Source organism: Aquimarina sp. I32.4, assembly GCF_002924285.1.
In the GTDB taxonomy this organism is placed as follows: Bacteria; Bacteroidota; Bacteroidia; order Flavobacteriales; family Flavobacteriaceae; genus Aquimarina.
Map to the genome: position 1 here is coordinate 47,810 of NZ_PGUB01000003.1, position 19,498 is coordinate 67,307.

Annotated in this window: 4 protein-coding genes; 2 read left to right on the top strand and 2 right to left on the bottom strand. The window is 34.7% G+C overall.

Going from position 1 to position 19,498, the window contains the following annotated elements; translation table 11 throughout:
- Positions 1 to 207 precede the first annotated feature (207 nt).
- Together CVD18_RS01105 and CVD18_RS01110 are read left to right on the top strand one after the other, a co-directional pair.
- Positions 208 to 3,855 carry a hypothetical protein gene (locus CVD18_RS01105; RefSeq protein ID WP_146052672.1) on the top strand — a complete coding sequence of 1,216 codons (3,648 nt, stop codon included), beginning with the start codon at positions 208 to 210 and terminating at the stop codon, positions 3,853 to 3,855.
- A gap of 74 nt (positions 3,856 to 3,929) precedes the next feature.
- Positions 3,930 to 15,881, top strand: a complete 11,952-nt coding sequence (locus CVD18_RS01110) for a LysM peptidoglycan-binding domain-containing protein (RefSeq protein WP_103863611.1) — start codon at positions 3,930 to 3,932, stop codon at positions 15,879 to 15,881.
- A 371-nt stretch (positions 15,882 to 16,252) separates the two neighbouring features.
- On the opposite strand, the gene CVD18_RS01120 is transcribed toward CVD18_RS01110, so the two are convergent.
- Both CVD18_RS01120 and CVD18_RS01125 read right to left on the bottom strand, forming a co-directional pair.
- Positions 16,253 to 16,882 carry a hypothetical protein gene (locus CVD18_RS01120; protein ID WP_233194444.1) on the bottom strand — a complete coding sequence of 210 codons (630 nt, stop codon included), beginning with the start codon at positions 16,880 to 16,882 and terminating at the stop codon, positions 16,253 to 16,255.
- Between the two features lie 334 nt (positions 16,883 to 17,216).
- Positions 17,217 to 19,346: a T9SS type A sorting domain-containing protein gene (locus tag CVD18_RS01125; RefSeq protein ID WP_103863614.1), complete on the bottom strand. Its 2,130-nt coding sequence runs from the start codon at positions 19,344 to 19,346 to the stop codon at positions 17,217 to 17,219.
- Positions 19,347 to 19,498 lie beyond the last annotated feature (152 nt).

The window sequence follows — 19,498 nt, forward strand, 5'->3', positions numbered from 1 at the left end:
ATCCTCTTTTTGTGATATGATGAGAGATTGCAATTAATCTATGTATTCAGATAAGTAAAAACCCTATATCTACGGGTTTTTGCTTATCTGGATATCAGATATCATGTTTTATCAATGCTTTTTGTTGCAAAACAACTAAGTAATGCTCTCCTATTTCCTTATATAAAGAAAATAGTAGTTACACACATTCAACTTAATCTTTTACACATGACAGTTTTCTCTAAGAAATTTATCAGTCAATTATATATTGCTGAAAACGAAACAGGTGATCGTGGTTTTATTGCTTTTGTTACTCCAGACGAGATTAACCCTCCTAATAGCACTATTGCCCTAAAAGATGCGCTGGAAAATTCCTATTATAATGGAAATTTTGTGTTCTCTGCACAGACTCTATCTATAGAAAATGAAGAAGAAGCTGAAATCTTTGTAAAAAATATAAATGAGTTGATCTCATCTAGCTCTGCAAATAGGGCAATGATATGGCTTAGACAGATCAATATCAATGATATCAATAGCACAAACAGCTCTCTTATGGGACTCAAAGCTAATGGATCAGGGATAAATACTGGGCTACAAACTCCACTTACCACTGGTCTGTACCTTACTGTACAAAATGGAATGGATATTACATTAGATACCAACAATACCATCACTCTCAATGGCAATCCTAACAATATGGTGATTGATTTTTCTGGTACTTCTTCTCCAAAAACGATTCCTTCCAAAATAGGGTATATTAACTTTTCAGGATCATTACGAGGTTGTATTCGTTTTTCTAATTTTATCAACCGTTTTTCTCTTTTAGAGGATTTAAAGTGGGGGTTTCAATATTTATTCCCCGAGGAAGAAGGAGATGAAGATTCATTATCAGAATGGTTTCCTTTTGCACAAAGTATTCCCGCAGGAGATTACCTAGGGTTCTCTGTCGTTATTGACCCTTCAGATGTTACTAATCAAACTTTTAATCCTTGCTCAAACGATACTACTGCTATTTGTAACATCAATACAGCTTATAACTCACGAAGAACTTATTTTGATTTTACAGGTAAAAACAGTAATCAAAGAGCCACTCTTTTATATTCTTATTTTACTTCTAATTATGGAAACCAGATAACTCTGTCCCCAAAACAAGAATCTGATAACGTATATAATGCACGATTGGTTATCTCTAAAGGCACTATTAATGAAAAAAGTAATGCAGAAGATTTTCATTTTACCCCTGAGGGAGATTTTGAAATTGAATTTCAAAAAGAAATCAGTACAGGTAAGTACTATATGATGTGTGGGCTTCAGGGAACTGAGTTTTTTACCCTTAGTCAAAAAGGAGACACTATTCGTTTTATATCCAAAAATGGAGCATTTGCTCCAAAATTCCCTTTTGAAGCTGCTTCTTCTGTAAAGGCTCCTGAATCTCCTACAGCATCTTTATTAAATCACTCTAAAGAAACCGCTTGGGCAACTATACTCAATACCTCTGGCAACACCGTTACTTATGTATCTCAACCCAAAGGTTCTGCCCTTTTTGGAGAGGGTACTTCTTCTTTTAAATATCAGGATCTGTTTGTACACAATAATTTGGGTTTTGTATATACAGCTGATGAAACTACGCTTTTTCCGATAGTTCCTTATCTGGGACTTACGGTAGGTAATGGGGTTACGTCTTTTTCTAAATCAGACACAGAAACTTTTGAAAGTCAGATTATAAGTCAAACCCGTAGAGATACTATTGGTCAAGCAAGTACAAAAGCTTCTTTATTATCAGCAAAACAGATAGCAAGTATTAGCGAAGCATCTCCTGCTACTTCAACCACTCCTTCTGGATTATTGGCTACCACCATACAAAATGAAGCGCAAACTCATTGGAATGAAATTTTCTTAGGTCAGAATACAGATCAAAACAAAAATTATAAGCTAGAATTTATAAACCCTGAAAATGAACTGGTAGAAGCTACACAAACTAGTGATCTTTTTTTGGTAACTGCCAATTCAAAATATTTGGGATCACTGGATAGTACTGACCCTTTGATTGCTGCATTCAATAATATTGTAAGTATTGATAGTTGGGAACTACAAGCTAATGTTGGAGAAGGAAGTGAGTATAACAACTACAAAAACATAATGATTATCAAGGGGCGAAAAGGTAAGTTATATGACCCAAACCCTGATACAGAAATAAGTGCTCAGGAAAGTTTGATTGCCAATCCAAAAAAATGGACACAACGGGATCGCTTTGGTTCTCCTTCTACAATTAATTCTGAAGGGGTGCAACAAGAGCCTGATCCTGATCAATTGATTATAGTATCACAATGGATGCAATCCTATTTTAAAAATGCATCTGAGCAATCTGATAACGAATATTTCTCTAAATTCAATGAAATAGCTACTGATGAAAACTGGACTGGAATCCTAATTTTACGAATGGATATCAAAAATATTCCTACAAACCTACAAGGTATTATGGCAGGAATTACCAATCCCGAAGCATTTAATGCACATCATTTTGCAGTAGAAATAAGCCCTGTTACCAAAGGAGATGGTGGTGCTGTAGTTGATCAACCCAGTACTATGTTTGGCTTGATTTATTATGTAGACCCTGATTTTGATGATACAATCTCTCCTCCAAAAACAATCTCGCCTACTACTGCAAACACCTATGATTATAGGTTATTATCTCTAAAAGTTTTATTTGAAAACACAACAGTAAAAGACTTTGAAAGCTACTCACAACTCACAATCAATAAACTTTTTGACAGTGATGTAACTAGTATGGGAAACCCCGAAAACACATTCAAAAATATTTTACTCAAAGGTAGTTTCCAGATTAATAATGGAAATGCTGTATACAGTATGGGAAGTGTAGCAGATACTATCTTTCTATTTGACAGTAATATCTATAACAAAATAGAAATCACCAATGTACTATTAACTACTCGTAATTCTCCTCAAGAAGGGTATGATGAATCTTGGTTTAGCATGCAAGGGTTTATTGATTATAAAATTATTCAAGGTGCGGTAGAGGACAACAAATTCTATACAAATAATAAAAGTAAATCATCTAAAGGCAATGCCCCAAAAAGTAACCCTGTCAACTTTGATATCTTTTCTTTTGGAAGCTCAGATAATACCAATCTTACTCCAAGAACTGGCCTTAGTTTTAATAATCTGGGTATTGCTATGATCTATGAAATTGAGAATCCACAACAAAATAAATCTCTAAATTTTGATGCAGGAGAAATCACTTTTGATATCACAACCAGTACTGCCAGAAGCGAAAGCCTATTTCTCAATTTTGCATTAGATCTAAAAGGTTTGATTATCGGAAATAGTGATAAAAGCCCTCAAGACAAAGGCTTTCTTACCGTCATTCCAGATGTTAGGTTATCTGGGGTAGATAATTCTATCTGGTATGGGCTGGATTTTAAACTAAATATGGGAACCCCTGGAGAATTGGCAGGCAAAGTAAGTCTGGACTCATACCTCTTATTGAGTTGGACTCCTGATAGTACGGGAGAAAATAATTATAAAGCTAATATAGGTATCTCTCTACCTGGTACAGGTGGAGGTGCTAAATTAATAAGTTTACAATCGGTACTTAAACTCTCTATCGGACAAATACGATTGGCCTTTGATGATAGTCAAAAGTCGTTCCTTCTTATGTTTACTGAAATAGCATTGAAATTTTTAGGCTTACTGAAAATCCCTCCCAATGGTTCTTCTTTATTTTATCTATTTGGCAACCCAAATTCTGGAGGAAAATCATCTGGATTAGGCTGGTATGCTATGTATAAAAAAGAGGATCAAGAAACAGTAAAAAGTTTAACAGAAAGTATACAAGAAGCAACACTGGTAGAATAGTGTATAGACAATACTAAATAACCTAGATATTATAATTCTAACAAGAATTACACAAATCATAAAAATATTGTAAGATGGGCGACTTCAATGATCTTTTAAACAAACTCATGCAAGGACAGGAAGCTAGTGAATCTGCTACCAGTACTTCAATTCAAGATATGCTTGCTCTAATACAGAGTAAAGATGAACTTCGATTTTATGTAGATAATACGCCCAATTTTGGACATCAGGCTACTACTATAAATATGATGAAAAGAATAGTCGACGCTACTACCTATTCCAAAAAAATCCTCATCATCTACTCGGGATCAAATACTCCCAATAAGCTTGCTATATTACTCACTGGCCTTAACCCAAATGATATAGCAACTACAAGTATAACCTATGGTAAAGCTACTCTTACTTTTCTTGAATATAAAGATACCAAACCAGATCTCGAGCAAATTGATTTTGGCTTTACTGGAGGAGCAGATAATAGCGTAGCGAATTACGCAACGCTCTTTAGTGTCAACTATTTTTTAAGACTTCAACCTTATTTATGGGAAAAAGCACCTAATCAAATAGAACGTAACGGTAAAGAGCCTTATGATTTATCAAAAGAATCAGCCTCATTTGCCCAACTAGCTTTTAAATTCTCTGCAGACTCTCTTTCATCGGTTTCAGATACTTTATGGTCATGGTATGCTAAGGATCAAACGTATAATGAGGCTTTAAAAATAAGGTCGATAAATGCGCAGTCTATCTACAATGTATACACTGCAAAAAAAGAACTTTGTCTTTGGCCTATATACGGGTTACACCAATTTTCTAGTCCCGCAGAAATGACTTTGAACCTTATTCTTTCTGCATTTACTGCGCAAAAAAGTATGCAGAAACCTATTGCATTTTTTATTCTGAGTGATATTGCCAAAATTGAGGAAAAATATCAGGAAATGCCTTTTGATTATGTAGCTGCATTTGCCAAAGACTTAGATAATAAAGACACCTCCTTACCTCATCTAAAAGCAACAATCAAAGAAGTATACCTTGCTACAGATATCATGGGAGCATATTCTCAATCAAGTCTGGATAATTTTATTCTTAATCTAGGGCAACAAGTAAAACCCTTGATGGATGTAGGATATACGTTGACTATAAGAGAGGGATACAAAAATGGAAACTATGTAGAGATAAAAGACCTAACAACAATACTTGAAGAAGCCAACAACAAAGAAATAGTAGCCATTACCTTAGGCCCTATTCCTCAGGAAATATATAATTTCTATTATGCTAATTCGGGGTTACCAGGAGTTTTTGAAGGGCAAGGCTCCTCTAGTCTCCCCATCAGTTTGGGGCATCCTTTTTTACAAATTCCTAAAACAGGAGAAGAAGACAGAGCCAACTACCCTTCTACTCTATCTGCTGTAAATTATGCTCCAGTGGCAGAAACTGCAAAAACAACTGCTTTAACTTTTAGAAATCAAACATTTGACACTTATTTACAAAAAATAAATCCAGGAAAACCTCAAGAGTATTATAATGCACTGGTAGATTCTGGATCATTTATGATAAATGCATATACCGCATCAAACAGTATAAACACCTATTTTAAAAGTCTGGGCACTTATTATCAGCAGGATATTCATGATAAATTAATGCTTGGATTGGTAGGGGTAAAACTGGTTTCTCCTGCTGTTACTTTATTAAAATTTTCAGAATCCCACGCACATGCTAGTTCCAATAACGGACTTATGGTGCTTGAAGAAGAAACACTCACCTTAGAAGGAGTCTATAATCAACTTATCAATAATTATAGTAATGATGGGGTCAATATTCTAAATGCACTACCTAATACTTATCTATCCTCCTTCTTCAAGTTAGTAACAGGCAACTTATTTTTTATTACTGTTGCCAAAAATGATATTACTCAGGAAAAAGATGGAGATACGGTAACTCAAGTTACATTATCAAAAGGAACTACTACTGCTTTTGGACCTGATTTTAATATCACATTAAATTTTACCAGCCCAGAAGAATCTGTAGTAACCGAAATTGAAACAGAAATTAATCAACGGTGGAGTATTGACGAAATCCCTTGGATAGGTTTTGAGAAACCAGGCTTCAAACTAAAAATAAATGAAGCTGGAAGCGCCGTAGAAGGTGGTATGAAAGGAACCATTGTTGGGTCTGGTACGGATAAAAATAATGATCCTGTACTATTGGAAACACTAATAAAATACCCAGAAGAAAATAATACCTGGCTTATCACAGGAGGATTTGATACGCCCTTGAGTGTATCTAGTTTTTTTCAAATGGCAGGAGGTATTAATCTGGTACAAGTATTACAACCTCCTCTGAATGGAATGGCAGGGTTTGGACTAAAAGATATGCAGCTACATTATAATAATCAAACGCATGCATTTGATTATATGTCATACTCCATGAGTACAGATACCGCATGGGAATTATCTAAAGATCCTAAATTTGAGATCAACCCCAGTGTAGATGTACAGATTTATAATGTGCAAGATGTAGCAAATAGAAAAATTGAATTTACTGTAACTGGTGATTTTCCTATTGGGGAAGGAACTGTAAGTGTTTTGGGTACATATCCAGATTTCAAAGTGCATGGAGGACTTAGTGAAGGAGTTATTCAACTTAGCGATTTATTAAAATTATTTGGTGCAAAATTAGACTTGAAAACTGCTGTTACTTTATTGGATTTTGACTTAAAACCTAATGAGAAGTATTATCAGTTAAATACTATTCTAGAGACTGATAAGCCTTTGGTTATCGGGCCACTTTTTACCATCAACAAACTCACTTTTAATGTTATTCATAACACTGGTAAAAACGAAATTAGTATCGGTGGTGAATTTGTAGTACTACCCGATAGCATGAAAATTGGATTATCTCTACAATCTACCTATGCTACAGGAAACGGCTGGACTTTTACAGGAAATCAAACGTCTGGCGCTCTAGAAATTGGCCAGTTACTTACTTTCTATATCACTCCCGACTGGAAACCCGATGATGGATTTAATTATGCCATTGATGGACTTGGTTTTAAAATTCAGACAGAAACCAAATATTGGGAATTTAGTGGTAAAACTGCCGAGAAATGGGACATCACTTTTCTTGACCTGCAAGTTGACGGAAATGCTTTGGTAGCATATGGTAAAAAAGACGAAGAAACCTCTGTTGGATATTACGGTACTATCAATGCTAATGTAACTTGGCTTGGAATTGATTTTCAAGCTTTCTATGATTTTAATCCTGATGTAAAATCTTTTGGTATCATCTGGGAATTCTTAAAAGGTGAAGTAAAAAACATTGGGACTAGTAAAGACCCTCATTATACCGCAGAATTAAGTTTTACAGAATCTACTACAATTGGTAGTATGGTAGAGAAAATGGTGTCTTGGGCAACAGGAACTCAATTTGGACTTGCAGCCCCATGGGATCTCCTTAATAAAATACCACTTAACAATCTCAGCTTAACTTATGATTTTACCTCAAAACAGGTAGGGTTTAATTTGGATATAGGGCCTATCTCATTAGGATTTGCAACTATCAAATCTATTGGGGTCACTTATAAATCTAATCAATCTAAACCAGAAGATAATGGGGTCATGGTTACGCTAGAAGGTAGTTTCTTATGGCAAGATAACCCTAACGAACCTTTGGGGTGGGATGCAGCCAAACCCGAAACCACCCCGTCTCCTTCTGGGCAAGGAAATAAATATTTGGATTTACGTCTGCTCGCTCTAGGGCAACATGTCACTATCCCTGGTTTTCAAAATGTAGAAAAAGTACAGGATGCTATAGCAATTATGGCAAATCTACCAAATACAGAGCCAGGAGAAATTCCTGATGTACAATTGGATGCTACTAGTAACTGGCTAGTAGGAATGGATTTTGGAGTGTTGAAATTGGGAGGTGATAAAAAATCTACCTCAGCAGTTGCGGTAGCCAAAGAATCTGATACTGATAGTTATTTTATTACGATGCAAATTGTATTTAATGATCCTAATTTATATGCACTACGCCTAGCTCTTGAAGGAGAACCAGCTCGTATTTTTAAAGGATTAGATTTTCAGATTTTATACAAAAAAATTAGTGATACTGTAGGAATGTATAAGGCAGAAATTGCTTTGCCTACGGTCATGCGAAAAATACAATTAGGACAGGTTAATCTTACCTTACCTGTTTTTGGTATTGAAGTATATACCAATGGTGATTTTCAAGTAGATATTGGATTCCCTTGGAAAGAAGATTTTTCTCGCTCTTTTACCTTTCAAACTTTAATTTGGACTCCTGTAGGGATTCCTATTCCTGTCATGGGATCTGCTGGGGTTTATTTTGGTAAACTCAGTAGTGCTACTACCAACAAAGTACCTGATGCTACCAATGGTACATTCAACCCTGTATTGGTCTTTGGGTTTGGTATGCAGTTTGGGTTTGGTTATGATTTTGATGCTGGTATTCTCAAAGCTGGATTTAGCCTTACCGCAGTAGCTATTCTAGAAGGAGTTTTAGCAAAGTTCAATCCTTATCAATTATCAACTACCAGTGCTTCTAATGATGCACAGGTTGCAGAAGCATATTATTTCTGGTTTAGAGGTACTGTAGGTGTTATAGGTAAATTATATGGTACTGTTGATTTTGCTATTATCAAAGCTGATCTTAATATTGACATCAGATTATTGGCGCAATTAACGTTCTCTCCTTATGAGCCTATTGTAATTCAATTATCTGCCTCTGTAAGTGTTTCTTTGAGTGTAAGCATCAATCTGGGGTTATTTAAGATCAAAATGCACTTCAGCTTCTCTGCAAGTATCAGCCAAAGTATTACAATCAAGGCTATAGCAAGCAATCCGCCTTGGCAAACAGTTACATCTGATACAATGCTAAAAGCGTATACGCTAAATAGATTACAAAACACCAAGCAACTACGTATCGCTTTACATAACCCGCTCACCGTATCATTAACTCAAGTAACACCTAATTGGTCTAATCTAGAAAAAGCTTCTGAGCTTGTTTCTTTAACAGGGTATTTGGGATTAGGACTTACCATGGCAGGAGACAGAGCTACACAATTAAGTGAGCAACAAGCTTGTTATGTAGCTATGTTATTCTTAGAATCTATGGCATCCCCTCAAGAAGAACGTACTGATGGATATCAAAAAGCATTCTCAGAGACCACAGATTCTTCTTTTGAATTGTTGAGTAAAGAAATATTCAGATGGGTTGTAGCTTCAATTCAAAGTAATACTGTTACTGGTGAGCAAGTAAACAACACTCCTATTACATCCTCGCAACTAACACAACTACTAGCTTATTTTAGCGACCCTACAAATCCTAGCCCTATTCCTACAGAGGCTATTGATTCGTTTATGACAGATCAATTTGCTCTTGTTATTCAAGAACAACCACAGGAAAAAACAGATGTGAACGCTACATTCTTCCCAATGGCATTGTCATTAGAATTATCTACTCCAGATTATGGTAGTGATTATAAAGGGGTTTCTTATAATTTTGAAAACTATAACTCTATCTCTTCTACCTATGTTGCTGACCTCAGAAAATACTTCAATCAATTAGCAATTCAAATGCAGGAAGAGAATCCTGCTACTTTTGCAACTCTAGCAGGAGAAGAAGATATTTCTGTTGGTAATTTTGTATTTAGTGACTATTTCTTACTGATTGCCAAACAGATGGTTCAGACAGCGCAAGATTCTTTAAAAGATTTTAAATATTATACAAATAGTGGAGATACTCCTGATAATATTGTAAAATGGATTAATGACAACGGAGATCTTTCTGGAAATATGGCATATACCATTGATGAACTTTTTAGTGATAATTCTGGTATTACATTAAATGTTAAGAAAACAATATATATCCCAAATAGTACGTATACAGTACAACAAGGAGATACTTTTGACAGTATTGCAAATCAACCTATGTATGCTACTAGTTTTGATGGAAACAGCTTAGCTCTCTTAAATAAAGATGCTCAAAATATTCTACAAGGAGGGATTGCAATTCGTTTTACTTATAATGACTATCAGTACGATTATACGACTTTACCCTCTCAATCACTTACAGAAGTTGTAAATGCCATCAATGCTGATGTTCCTAACGAAAATAAGATTGATATCAACATCTTAATTACTGATGGGAGCATAACAACGATTCCTAATTTATTGCTTACTGTCGCTACAATTCGTATTGATTTGATTACTTATACTACAATTGAAGAAGATACTCTAAGGGCTATTGCTTCTAAATTCAATGTTACTCAACAAGATTTGGCTACTCCTATCGATCAGGATCATAATAACGGAGCTATTATAGACTTGTTTGATACTACAACATTAGACATGGCAAATCTAGAGCAGTTTAAAGTAGGAGAATTGCTTAAAGAGATTCAAGCAACACAAGGAATCCAGCATTTATCGGGTATGACTTCTAGGTATTATCTGGCTGGGCTAAAACTTCCTGTTGATGGGATAACTCCTAATTTTCAGGGAATGTGGGTAGAAGATGATAATGATGTTTTATCTTATGGTGATCTTGAATTTGCAGGCTTATATGCATTAAATGGGCAACAATTTCCGATTCCTACTCTCACAGAAGGAAATGATTTTGATATTACATTCAGTAAACCTAACACATTACAATGGCTAGCATTTAGTGGGGATAATGCTTCAAAAAGAGTTATTACTATTACACCAGATAGTGATGATGCTATCCGTATTAATAAAGTTTCTGAATATGCTACCACGAATAAATTAAATACAGGTCTTAACTTTCTTGGGGTAAAAGATCTGTTTACAAACAATGAGGCTAGTTACCCCTACACCTCAGAGATTGTTTGGAATGCCGCAGCTACTATTAATCTTCCGTATGGAGGTACTCCACCAGGTGTACCGGCATTAAGCCTATGGCCATTGCCAGACACATTACTTCAACTCCCAGATCTAAGTACCAGAAAAGTAAACCCAAGAATGGAATTCTTAATCGGCGAATATGATGAGGTTTCTAAAAAAATGATCAATCATGGTGTTTCTTATTATGGTCTTGGATCTCTGGTGGAAGTTACTATAAAAAAAGTACCTGTAGTTTCTGATAGCCCTGCAACTCTTACCACATATGAGGTAGTTGGTGCAAATAGTAATAATGCTGCTATTCTGGAAAAAATAGTGAGTGAAATTGCTGCTAATAATTCATTTATTGCAAGCCTGATTCCCGCTTATGCTGTTGATAGCAATGGAAGTACTCAAGATGGCATACAAACTGATACTCAAAATGCCCTTACTATGGGATTGGCTCAGGTAAATCTCTCTACAGAAACCCGACCTGATGTAGCTTTTGATATGTTGTTCAAAACTCTATCTGACACAGAGGATGAAAAAATAAGGCTCCTCAATACACAAACCGACTTCTTGCGCTTATTATGGCAAGCTAGTATTACCAGAAATGGAGGCTATTATTTATATTATTATAATGCAGATAATAAACAAGGGCTTCCTGATCGTATTTTTGATGATAATGGCGAGGCTGAATTATCATTTATAGTAATGTATGATAAGCCTGTAGAAGAAAGTCTTCAAAATACAATTGCATCGTATATGAATGTTTTTGCTTGTGGTGAAGCTTTTAATAAAGATACCTCTGTACTCTTTGCCCAATCAGATCCTAACATTATAAAATTACCATCTGATACAACACAAACACTACAAGAATTGGCGTATACATATTACGGCAATATCGCTGATGTAGCTTCTGACAATCAATCTTTACTACTTAGGCCTAATACTAAACTCGCAATTAATGAAGGTATTTATGAAGTAGGTATTGGGGGTAATACCTTGCAAGAAATTGCTGATCGTTTTGATACTACTGTAATTGCAATACAAGAGATCAATAACCAAAAATCAGGAAATGAACTACCTGATCAACTCAATATGTTTGATGCTATTTTCTTACCACAACTTACAATTATCGTAGGTACTAGTCCAGGCGGAAATACTTTTGCTACACTGTCTGATTTTTATGGTGAGAACATTTCTTCTATAGCCAATTACAATCAAAATGTTGTTGGTATTTTTGACGACAACCAAGAAATCCTAAGTACAGGTGGTCCAAAAATAAGAACTGCTAATGTGGCTGTTGGTACAACTTCTATAGATGCTATACGCCCCATACCAGCAGCAGTACCCGAGGATCCAAAAGCTACTGACTTTGGAGAATTATTCTTACAAAATATCTATAGCTCTCTGACGTATCAAGTAGTTGCCAATGATTATTTTGACAGTAGTAATATTGGTTTACCTTCTGGCCCAACCACAGAAGCAGAAGATCCAGACAGTACCAATAAAATTCAGGTTCCAAAAACACTTACAGCAGAAGATACATGGAACTACCAAGTGAGCATTCCTTATACTCGATTTAGCAAAGAAGTAGTTTCTACAAAAGATATTATGCCAGACAGCAATGATAGCCCATATTTAGGATTAGGTGACCTCTTACAGGTTAATTGTGCATGGCAAGATATTTATGGTAATAGTATTATAAGTGAATTATCTGATCCTTCTGCCAATAGTATTGAACCCCTTAATGAACCCCCTGTACTCACAGGATATACCGATGCCATCTTAGGGCTTAATCAATGGCCTTCGATCACTTCGTCTTGGATAGTAAGCGGTGAAGAAGGAGAGGCTAAACTAGATACGGGACTTAATTTTGATCCTAGCTATTATCAAGGTCTAATCAGTACCTCTGTAAAAAGTACTACTACTATTCTGGGGCAATATACAGTTGATCTCGATAAAACTACTGCTACAGATATTTCAAATTATACTATTGATCAAAATATCAACATCCAATCAATCATTCTCAATGATGATAACAAATCGGTAACGATTACAGTAGATACCATTCCAGAAAATGTAGAGATAACAGTCACTATAAGCAATGTAAAAGCTGATGCTTCTGATCCTGATAATGAAAACACGCTAGTGTTCAACGGCTGGTCCAAATTTAGTGCTGATAATGATACAAATCTGGCTACTTCATCTGTAAAAGAACAGGCTATAAGAGACCTACAAACATATACTCAAATCTGGTATCAATTAACAGATCCTAATGGTATCGCTTTTCAATTAAATACTACCTTAACCGATACTCCTTTTGTATTGGATGAGGATGATATAGAGGGGTTAGTTCAGGAATGGATTGCTTCAATATATGTATTCTTGGTCGGTCGTGGTCAGGGAGAAATTGACACTGATATACTAGATAGTGATCATATTCTATCTTTTGATATAGATACTACTCAAATCAATACCACTCAAATATTTAAACTAGAATCTAGTTTTACTATCGAGCGTACTGGCGGTTCTATTTCTGGTGATTTTGAGACTACTGGAGGTATAAAAGCAGTACATACAAATATTCCTCCATTATCAAAAGCCGAATCTGGAACCACTACTGGCTTAGAAGAATTTGCTACTAGTTTTGAAACTGCCTTATCCAAAAAGAATAGTTACCAGCTTAGAGTTACTTCTGGTGTTAATCGTAATGAAAACTTAAGCAATTCAGGGGGAACAGAAATATGGGCTACTCGATTAGGGCTTGATACTACAACCGATATAGGATATGAGGTTAATAACATTGGAAACCCTGAAATTTTTGCTCCCAAACCAATATCAAATCAATTGGAAACAAAAAAGCAGGTTCCTATTTATTATTTCAATTCAAAAACAGGGATCGATTTTTCTACTCCTTCTACATATATGGATTTTAAAAGTATTGATATGGATCTTTGGGGAAAACAAATTTTCTCTGCTATTGATGCTGTATTAACCCCAGAGTTTACAGCGGCAATTCAATTGGTCGATGATTATGGTAAGTCAAATTTCTTAGCAGATATGCTAACCAATAAGGAACGTTTGGCAGAAGTTCTAAAACTATCAATGATTCCTGTTTTTGCAGGTCAAACAACAGATACTGTTGCTATTCAAGAAACTTTCTTGCAACAATTATTAGTAAAGCTGAGCAATGCATATACTACTAGAGCGGGAGTCCAATTTGAAGCAACTGTACAGGCAGAAACCGTTCTAGAAAACACAGATGCTCCTCAATTATACGGTAACATTAATTTGATTTTTATCTTTATTGGGGTAGAAATAGATGAAAAAGATGCTACTATTGTCTATCTTTTCTTCTCTAATTTTATGAATAAAGCAACAGCAGAAAAGATAAGTAACTATACCATATCAGACGATATACATGTTGTAAGCGCGACACTACTCAAAAACAACAATCGCATTGTAAGCTTACGATTAAGCGCCAAGGCTAGTATTGATAAAACTACGGTAACTATTACAGATACATTGCAAGATGAATTAGGAAATACCATTACCTCACCACTAATTCATACCGTACAACAAGAAGTTGATGGTGGTAATTTCAGTACATCATTTAGTATGAGTTCACCAAAACTAGAACTAAATAAGAATACTGAGGCGAAACTGCCTTTCTTGATTTCTTCGCCTGATATTATTAGAGGTACAGACAATGAGGTTTTATCCTATGTAGATCTGAATATTACTTACAGTGGGTTTGCCATAGAACATCAAATCAGTTCAGTCAACGGTATCGAAGGGTATAAAGCATCTTCGTGGTTAAGTTTTATTTCAAAGGCATTGGCCAATCCATTAGAAACTTCATTAGGTGGATTTAAAATCCCTTTGATTCTACGATCCTTTCCTACCGCACCAGCAATGATAAAACAAGAAGGTTCTTATCCTTATACTTCGGGGACTAATGAAATAAAGAATCTCCTTAAATGGAATTATCAAATTACATATTCTCAATCTTTTCATTACCCTCAGGATCAAGTTGATTTTGAAATTTTATTTAATGTTCGAGACAATTCAGCTAAAGCACTTGCCAGTTTTGAAGATGCATTTGCGCAGATGGCAGAATTCATTACTGTTTTTCCTAATATCAATCAAGTATTCAATGATACATTGATCAAAATAGATGCTACAACTACAGATGCTTCGCAGTTTGAATCTGCCGCAGTAGCATTATCGTCCTATAATGAGATGGTGTCTAAAATGGCAAAAACAGCAGAGTCCAGTAATGGTTTTGCTTTAAACACTTCTCATAGACAACTAAAACAAGGATATGCTGCAGTTCCTTATACATTTTATATCAAAGAGGGGTCTACCACTGTAGATACCACCACTGGAGCATTAATCATCAATATTTTTGGTGAAGCTCCTGAAGGAATAGAAACCCCTATTGTGAATATTGCTGGTTATAGAGCTGTTGCCATCGATCCAGAAGATGGAGCTTCTTATAGTTATTATTATACAGATAACAACACAAAAGAAATTCTGGAAGCTTCTGTTGGACAAGCTATTCCTGATCGCGAAGTGCTTATTCCTACAATGAATATTCTAAATAGACAGGATGCTGATACCTCTGCAGAGTTAAAACGTAATGTAGAACTGGTACCAGGTAAACCTTCGGCAAATGACTTTGTATACACAACGGGTAGTATTGGATTTTCAAATGTTTTTCATCCTACAATTGATAGTAGTGATTCTATAAATATTGCTACTATAAATAACCCATCCAGCCCAAATATAGGAACACTAGAACAACAACTTACTACTTTATTTGACACCTTACTGGCAGAAAACTCCCAGGAGACTATTAGTGTTTTGATGAGTTCAACCTATAGTTATCAAGCCAATAGTGGGTTAAGTGATATTGTACTTCCTGTGATTATGCAACCATTACAATCAATCCAAGTGATCGGCAGTGGAACCGATAAGACATTGAATCAAATGATAGAAGATTGGGCCAATAGTATCAAAGATTGGTATAGTAAGAATCAAGTAGACAATACTAAGGCATCCCTTTGGTTTGATCTTACTGTTTTTTCTAATCTGACTGAACAACCTAAACCATTAATCCGGTTGAGAACATTAACGTTGTCATTGGATTATATTACAAATTTGTGAGTGTGAAAATTGGCGAGCCAGCCAAAGGTGAGAAACTCCATAAACATAACTGTTTGTGGGGTTTCTTTATCACATTCTATGATTTTGTTATAAATTAACCTATTCTGTGTTTTGATATTTTTGAACTCTAAGTTCGTGAAGGAATGCTTCGCCTTTAGGAACACTATGCTCATACAGGATATTACTGAAAATGAAAATACGACAGCAAGTAGGGTTAAAAATAGTTCAAAATAAGAGAACTGCATTTTTGAAATAGCCAGTGACACCCAAGAATATTTGCAACGACCAGAGCAATTCCCATACAAACAATAAATCAGACCAGTTTAGTCAACACTGCATTCATGGCCGATCGTACCGAATGCTTAGTTATTCTATTCATAATATTCAAATTTATTAATAGATAACAATTGAAGTTTTTTACTTTCTCGAAAAATAAAAGCACATTTTATTAGATTATCTTTTTTATCTTTTTTAACTATATACTCAATTACATATTCTTCTTGAGATATTTTATCTTTAAATTTTGTGCTTACAACTTCTTCGTTAATATCTAATTCAGTTACAGTTGATTCAGAAAAGACAATAGAATCATTTTCTATATATGAATATTCAGTACTTATTTCTCGAAAATTATTGTTAAGTTTTGTGTGAGATTTCAGAATTAGTTCTTTTTGTTTATTAACTAAATCATAACTATAATTATATTTATCAATCCAAGTATAATAACCTGTATTGATTATTTCTCCTAATAAATCTCTTGAAGTGGTCTTACTTTTTTTTCCGTTTTTAAATTCAATACTTGTAATAATCTCATCAGATAGATTTTTAGAAGTTGAATGATAATGTATTTCTACAATATTCCCTTTTTTATTGAATTTCATTGTCTTTTTTGAGAATAGTTTATCTTCTTTTATAACCCATAATTCATTTTTCTTTTCCAAATCTCTATAATTCAAAACTACAATATTTTTTACTTTTCCTTTAAATCCATATTCTTTCAAATCCGTAATAGTTTTCACTGAATTACAAGAAGTTAGAAGTATGAAAATAAATAGCATTTTGATATTATTCATCGTTTTTTTAATTAAGCAGAACGTCGTAGTAAACTCAGCCTTAGCGTTGTTGATTAAATCGTTTGTGCAGCGCTAGCGAAAGCAAACAATTTGATCAATGGAGTTTACGAAGTGTTATGTTTAGTTTGTTTTTCCAAAGCTAAGTAATTTTCCGCTTCCATCTAGTGGGACAAACAAACGGTGTTTCAAAAAACGCTCCATATTCAAGAGATATGGAGCGTTTGCATTAATACTTTTAGTAAAAAGTAATTCTCATCTAGAACTATTTCTTTACAAGTTTTCCATGCCTAGATATACCATTCTCTACAATCTCATATACATATAAGCCTTTTGGATATCTGGCTGGAATATCCCATGAAATTGTTTGCTTACCTGCTCTAATTCTTTGTGTAAATACTTTTTCACCTTTGCCTGATACTTTTGAATAGATATAAATCTCAACTTCTGTATCTGCTACATAATCTGTTTCTAAATACACAGTCCCTCGAGTTGGATTAGGGTATAATTTTGGAGTAACTGTTGTTACAGCTTCAGTTTCAATATCGTTCTTTATTCCAGTGGATGATTTTCCTAATAAACTTCTTATACTTATATAATCACTAGTATCTTTTTGAGTTCCCGAAAATACATCTCTAGTGACAAAAATATCAACAGTGCTTGGTAACTGTAGTATCCATGAAGGAATTACAAAATCCTTATTTGAACTTTTAGGGTAAGTAAAATATTCCGCACCGTTTCCATCTTCAGCTAATAATACAACATATTGATACATATATCCTCCTACTGCTCCAACAGGAACACTACCTATTACCTTAGAAACTCCATCAAAAGTTATGGTATTATTCGTTATTTTGTTTAGGTATTGCCCCCCACTAGAAGAGGTTTTATTATTTGACTGTACATACCTACTTACTATAATTTCAACTCCTGATCTATGAAAGTCAAGAAAAATGTCAGGAATTATAAAATCTTTATTTGTAGTTGATTCAGAATTGTACTCTAATCCATTATAAATATTCGCCACAAGATAATAAGTATAAAGATACCTTCCTGTTCCTCCTGTTGGAACACTTCCTATCATTTTAGAAACTCCATCAAAAACTATTGTATTGTTTTCTATTTCGGGCAATAAGTTGACTGTTATTTTTACTGAACTACTGGTGCTTTGTCTTCCTCCAGAGTTTACAATTCGTCTATAAAATGTGGTTTTCACTAATATTCCTGGGGAATAATTTTTTGAAGTTGCTCCTGAAATAACAGACCAGTTTCCTGTGGTTTTCTTCTGCCAAGTATATCTATATCTTCCGCTTCCTCCTGCTGGAGTACTTCCGATAATAGTAGATGGAGCTTCACCTTCATCAATTGTTTGATTTGCAGATATACTATTATTCGTTATGGGTGGAGCAAGAATCACCGTAACAGTAATCGTATTACTAGTACTAGAAATACCACCTGAAGTAACGATTCGTTGATATTTTGCTGTTGTGGTCAATGCTGGAGGCGAATAATTTCTTGATGTTGCACCCGAAATATTAGCCCAATTACCAGAAGTTTTCTTTTTCCATTGATACCTAAAACTTCCTGTACCTCCTGATGGAGTAGTTCCTGATAGCGCATTAGGAGTATCCTCTGAATAAATACTCTGATTTCCTGAAATAGAATTATTCGTTATTGGTGGAGCATTAATCACCGTAACAGTAATCGTATTACTAGTACTAGAAATACTGCCAGAAGTAACGATTCGTTGATATCTTGTTGTTGTGGTCAATGCTGGAGGCGAATAATTTCTTGATGTTGCACCCGAAACATTGGTCCAACTACCAGAAGTTTTCTTTTTCCATTGATACCTAAAACTTCCTGTACCTCCTGATGGAGTCGTTCCTGATAACGCATTAGGAATATCTCCTGAATAAATGCTCTGATTTCCTGAAATAGAATTATTCGTTATATTAGAAACTGCTATATTGACTCTCCATTCACGACTTTTATATTTTATTCCACTGCTACTTTCTACTTCTGCATATAATACACCTCCATTTGTACTAAAATCGCTACTTTGTAATGTAATATCTTTTGAAACTATATGAGAGGTGTGCCAACAACCACTACAAATACTCTGCCTATCAATAGAACGAGGACTTGCCGATGATCCTTTTGCATAAATCCGTAATGTAGAATTTCCAACTACCATATTATTTGGCTTGGTTAAATCCACATTAAATCTTATCCTTTGATTTCCTCCTTGTTCTATCTCAATAGGATCTCCCCAATTTATAAAACTCCCAGAAACATATTCCATATTGGTAATCCTAACTGTAACTTGACTATGACTTTGTAAACCCCATAGGAGAATCAAGTACGCTATACATAATTTTATTGTAAATATTTTCATTTTGTGTGTAGTTTATATTTATTTAGACTAAATATAAATAATAGTAACATACTAGTAAAAACATTAAGCATTATTTAACTTATATATACATGTAATAAAAAAACGCTTCATATCTATTGAATATGAAGCGTTTGCATTAACACTTTTTATTG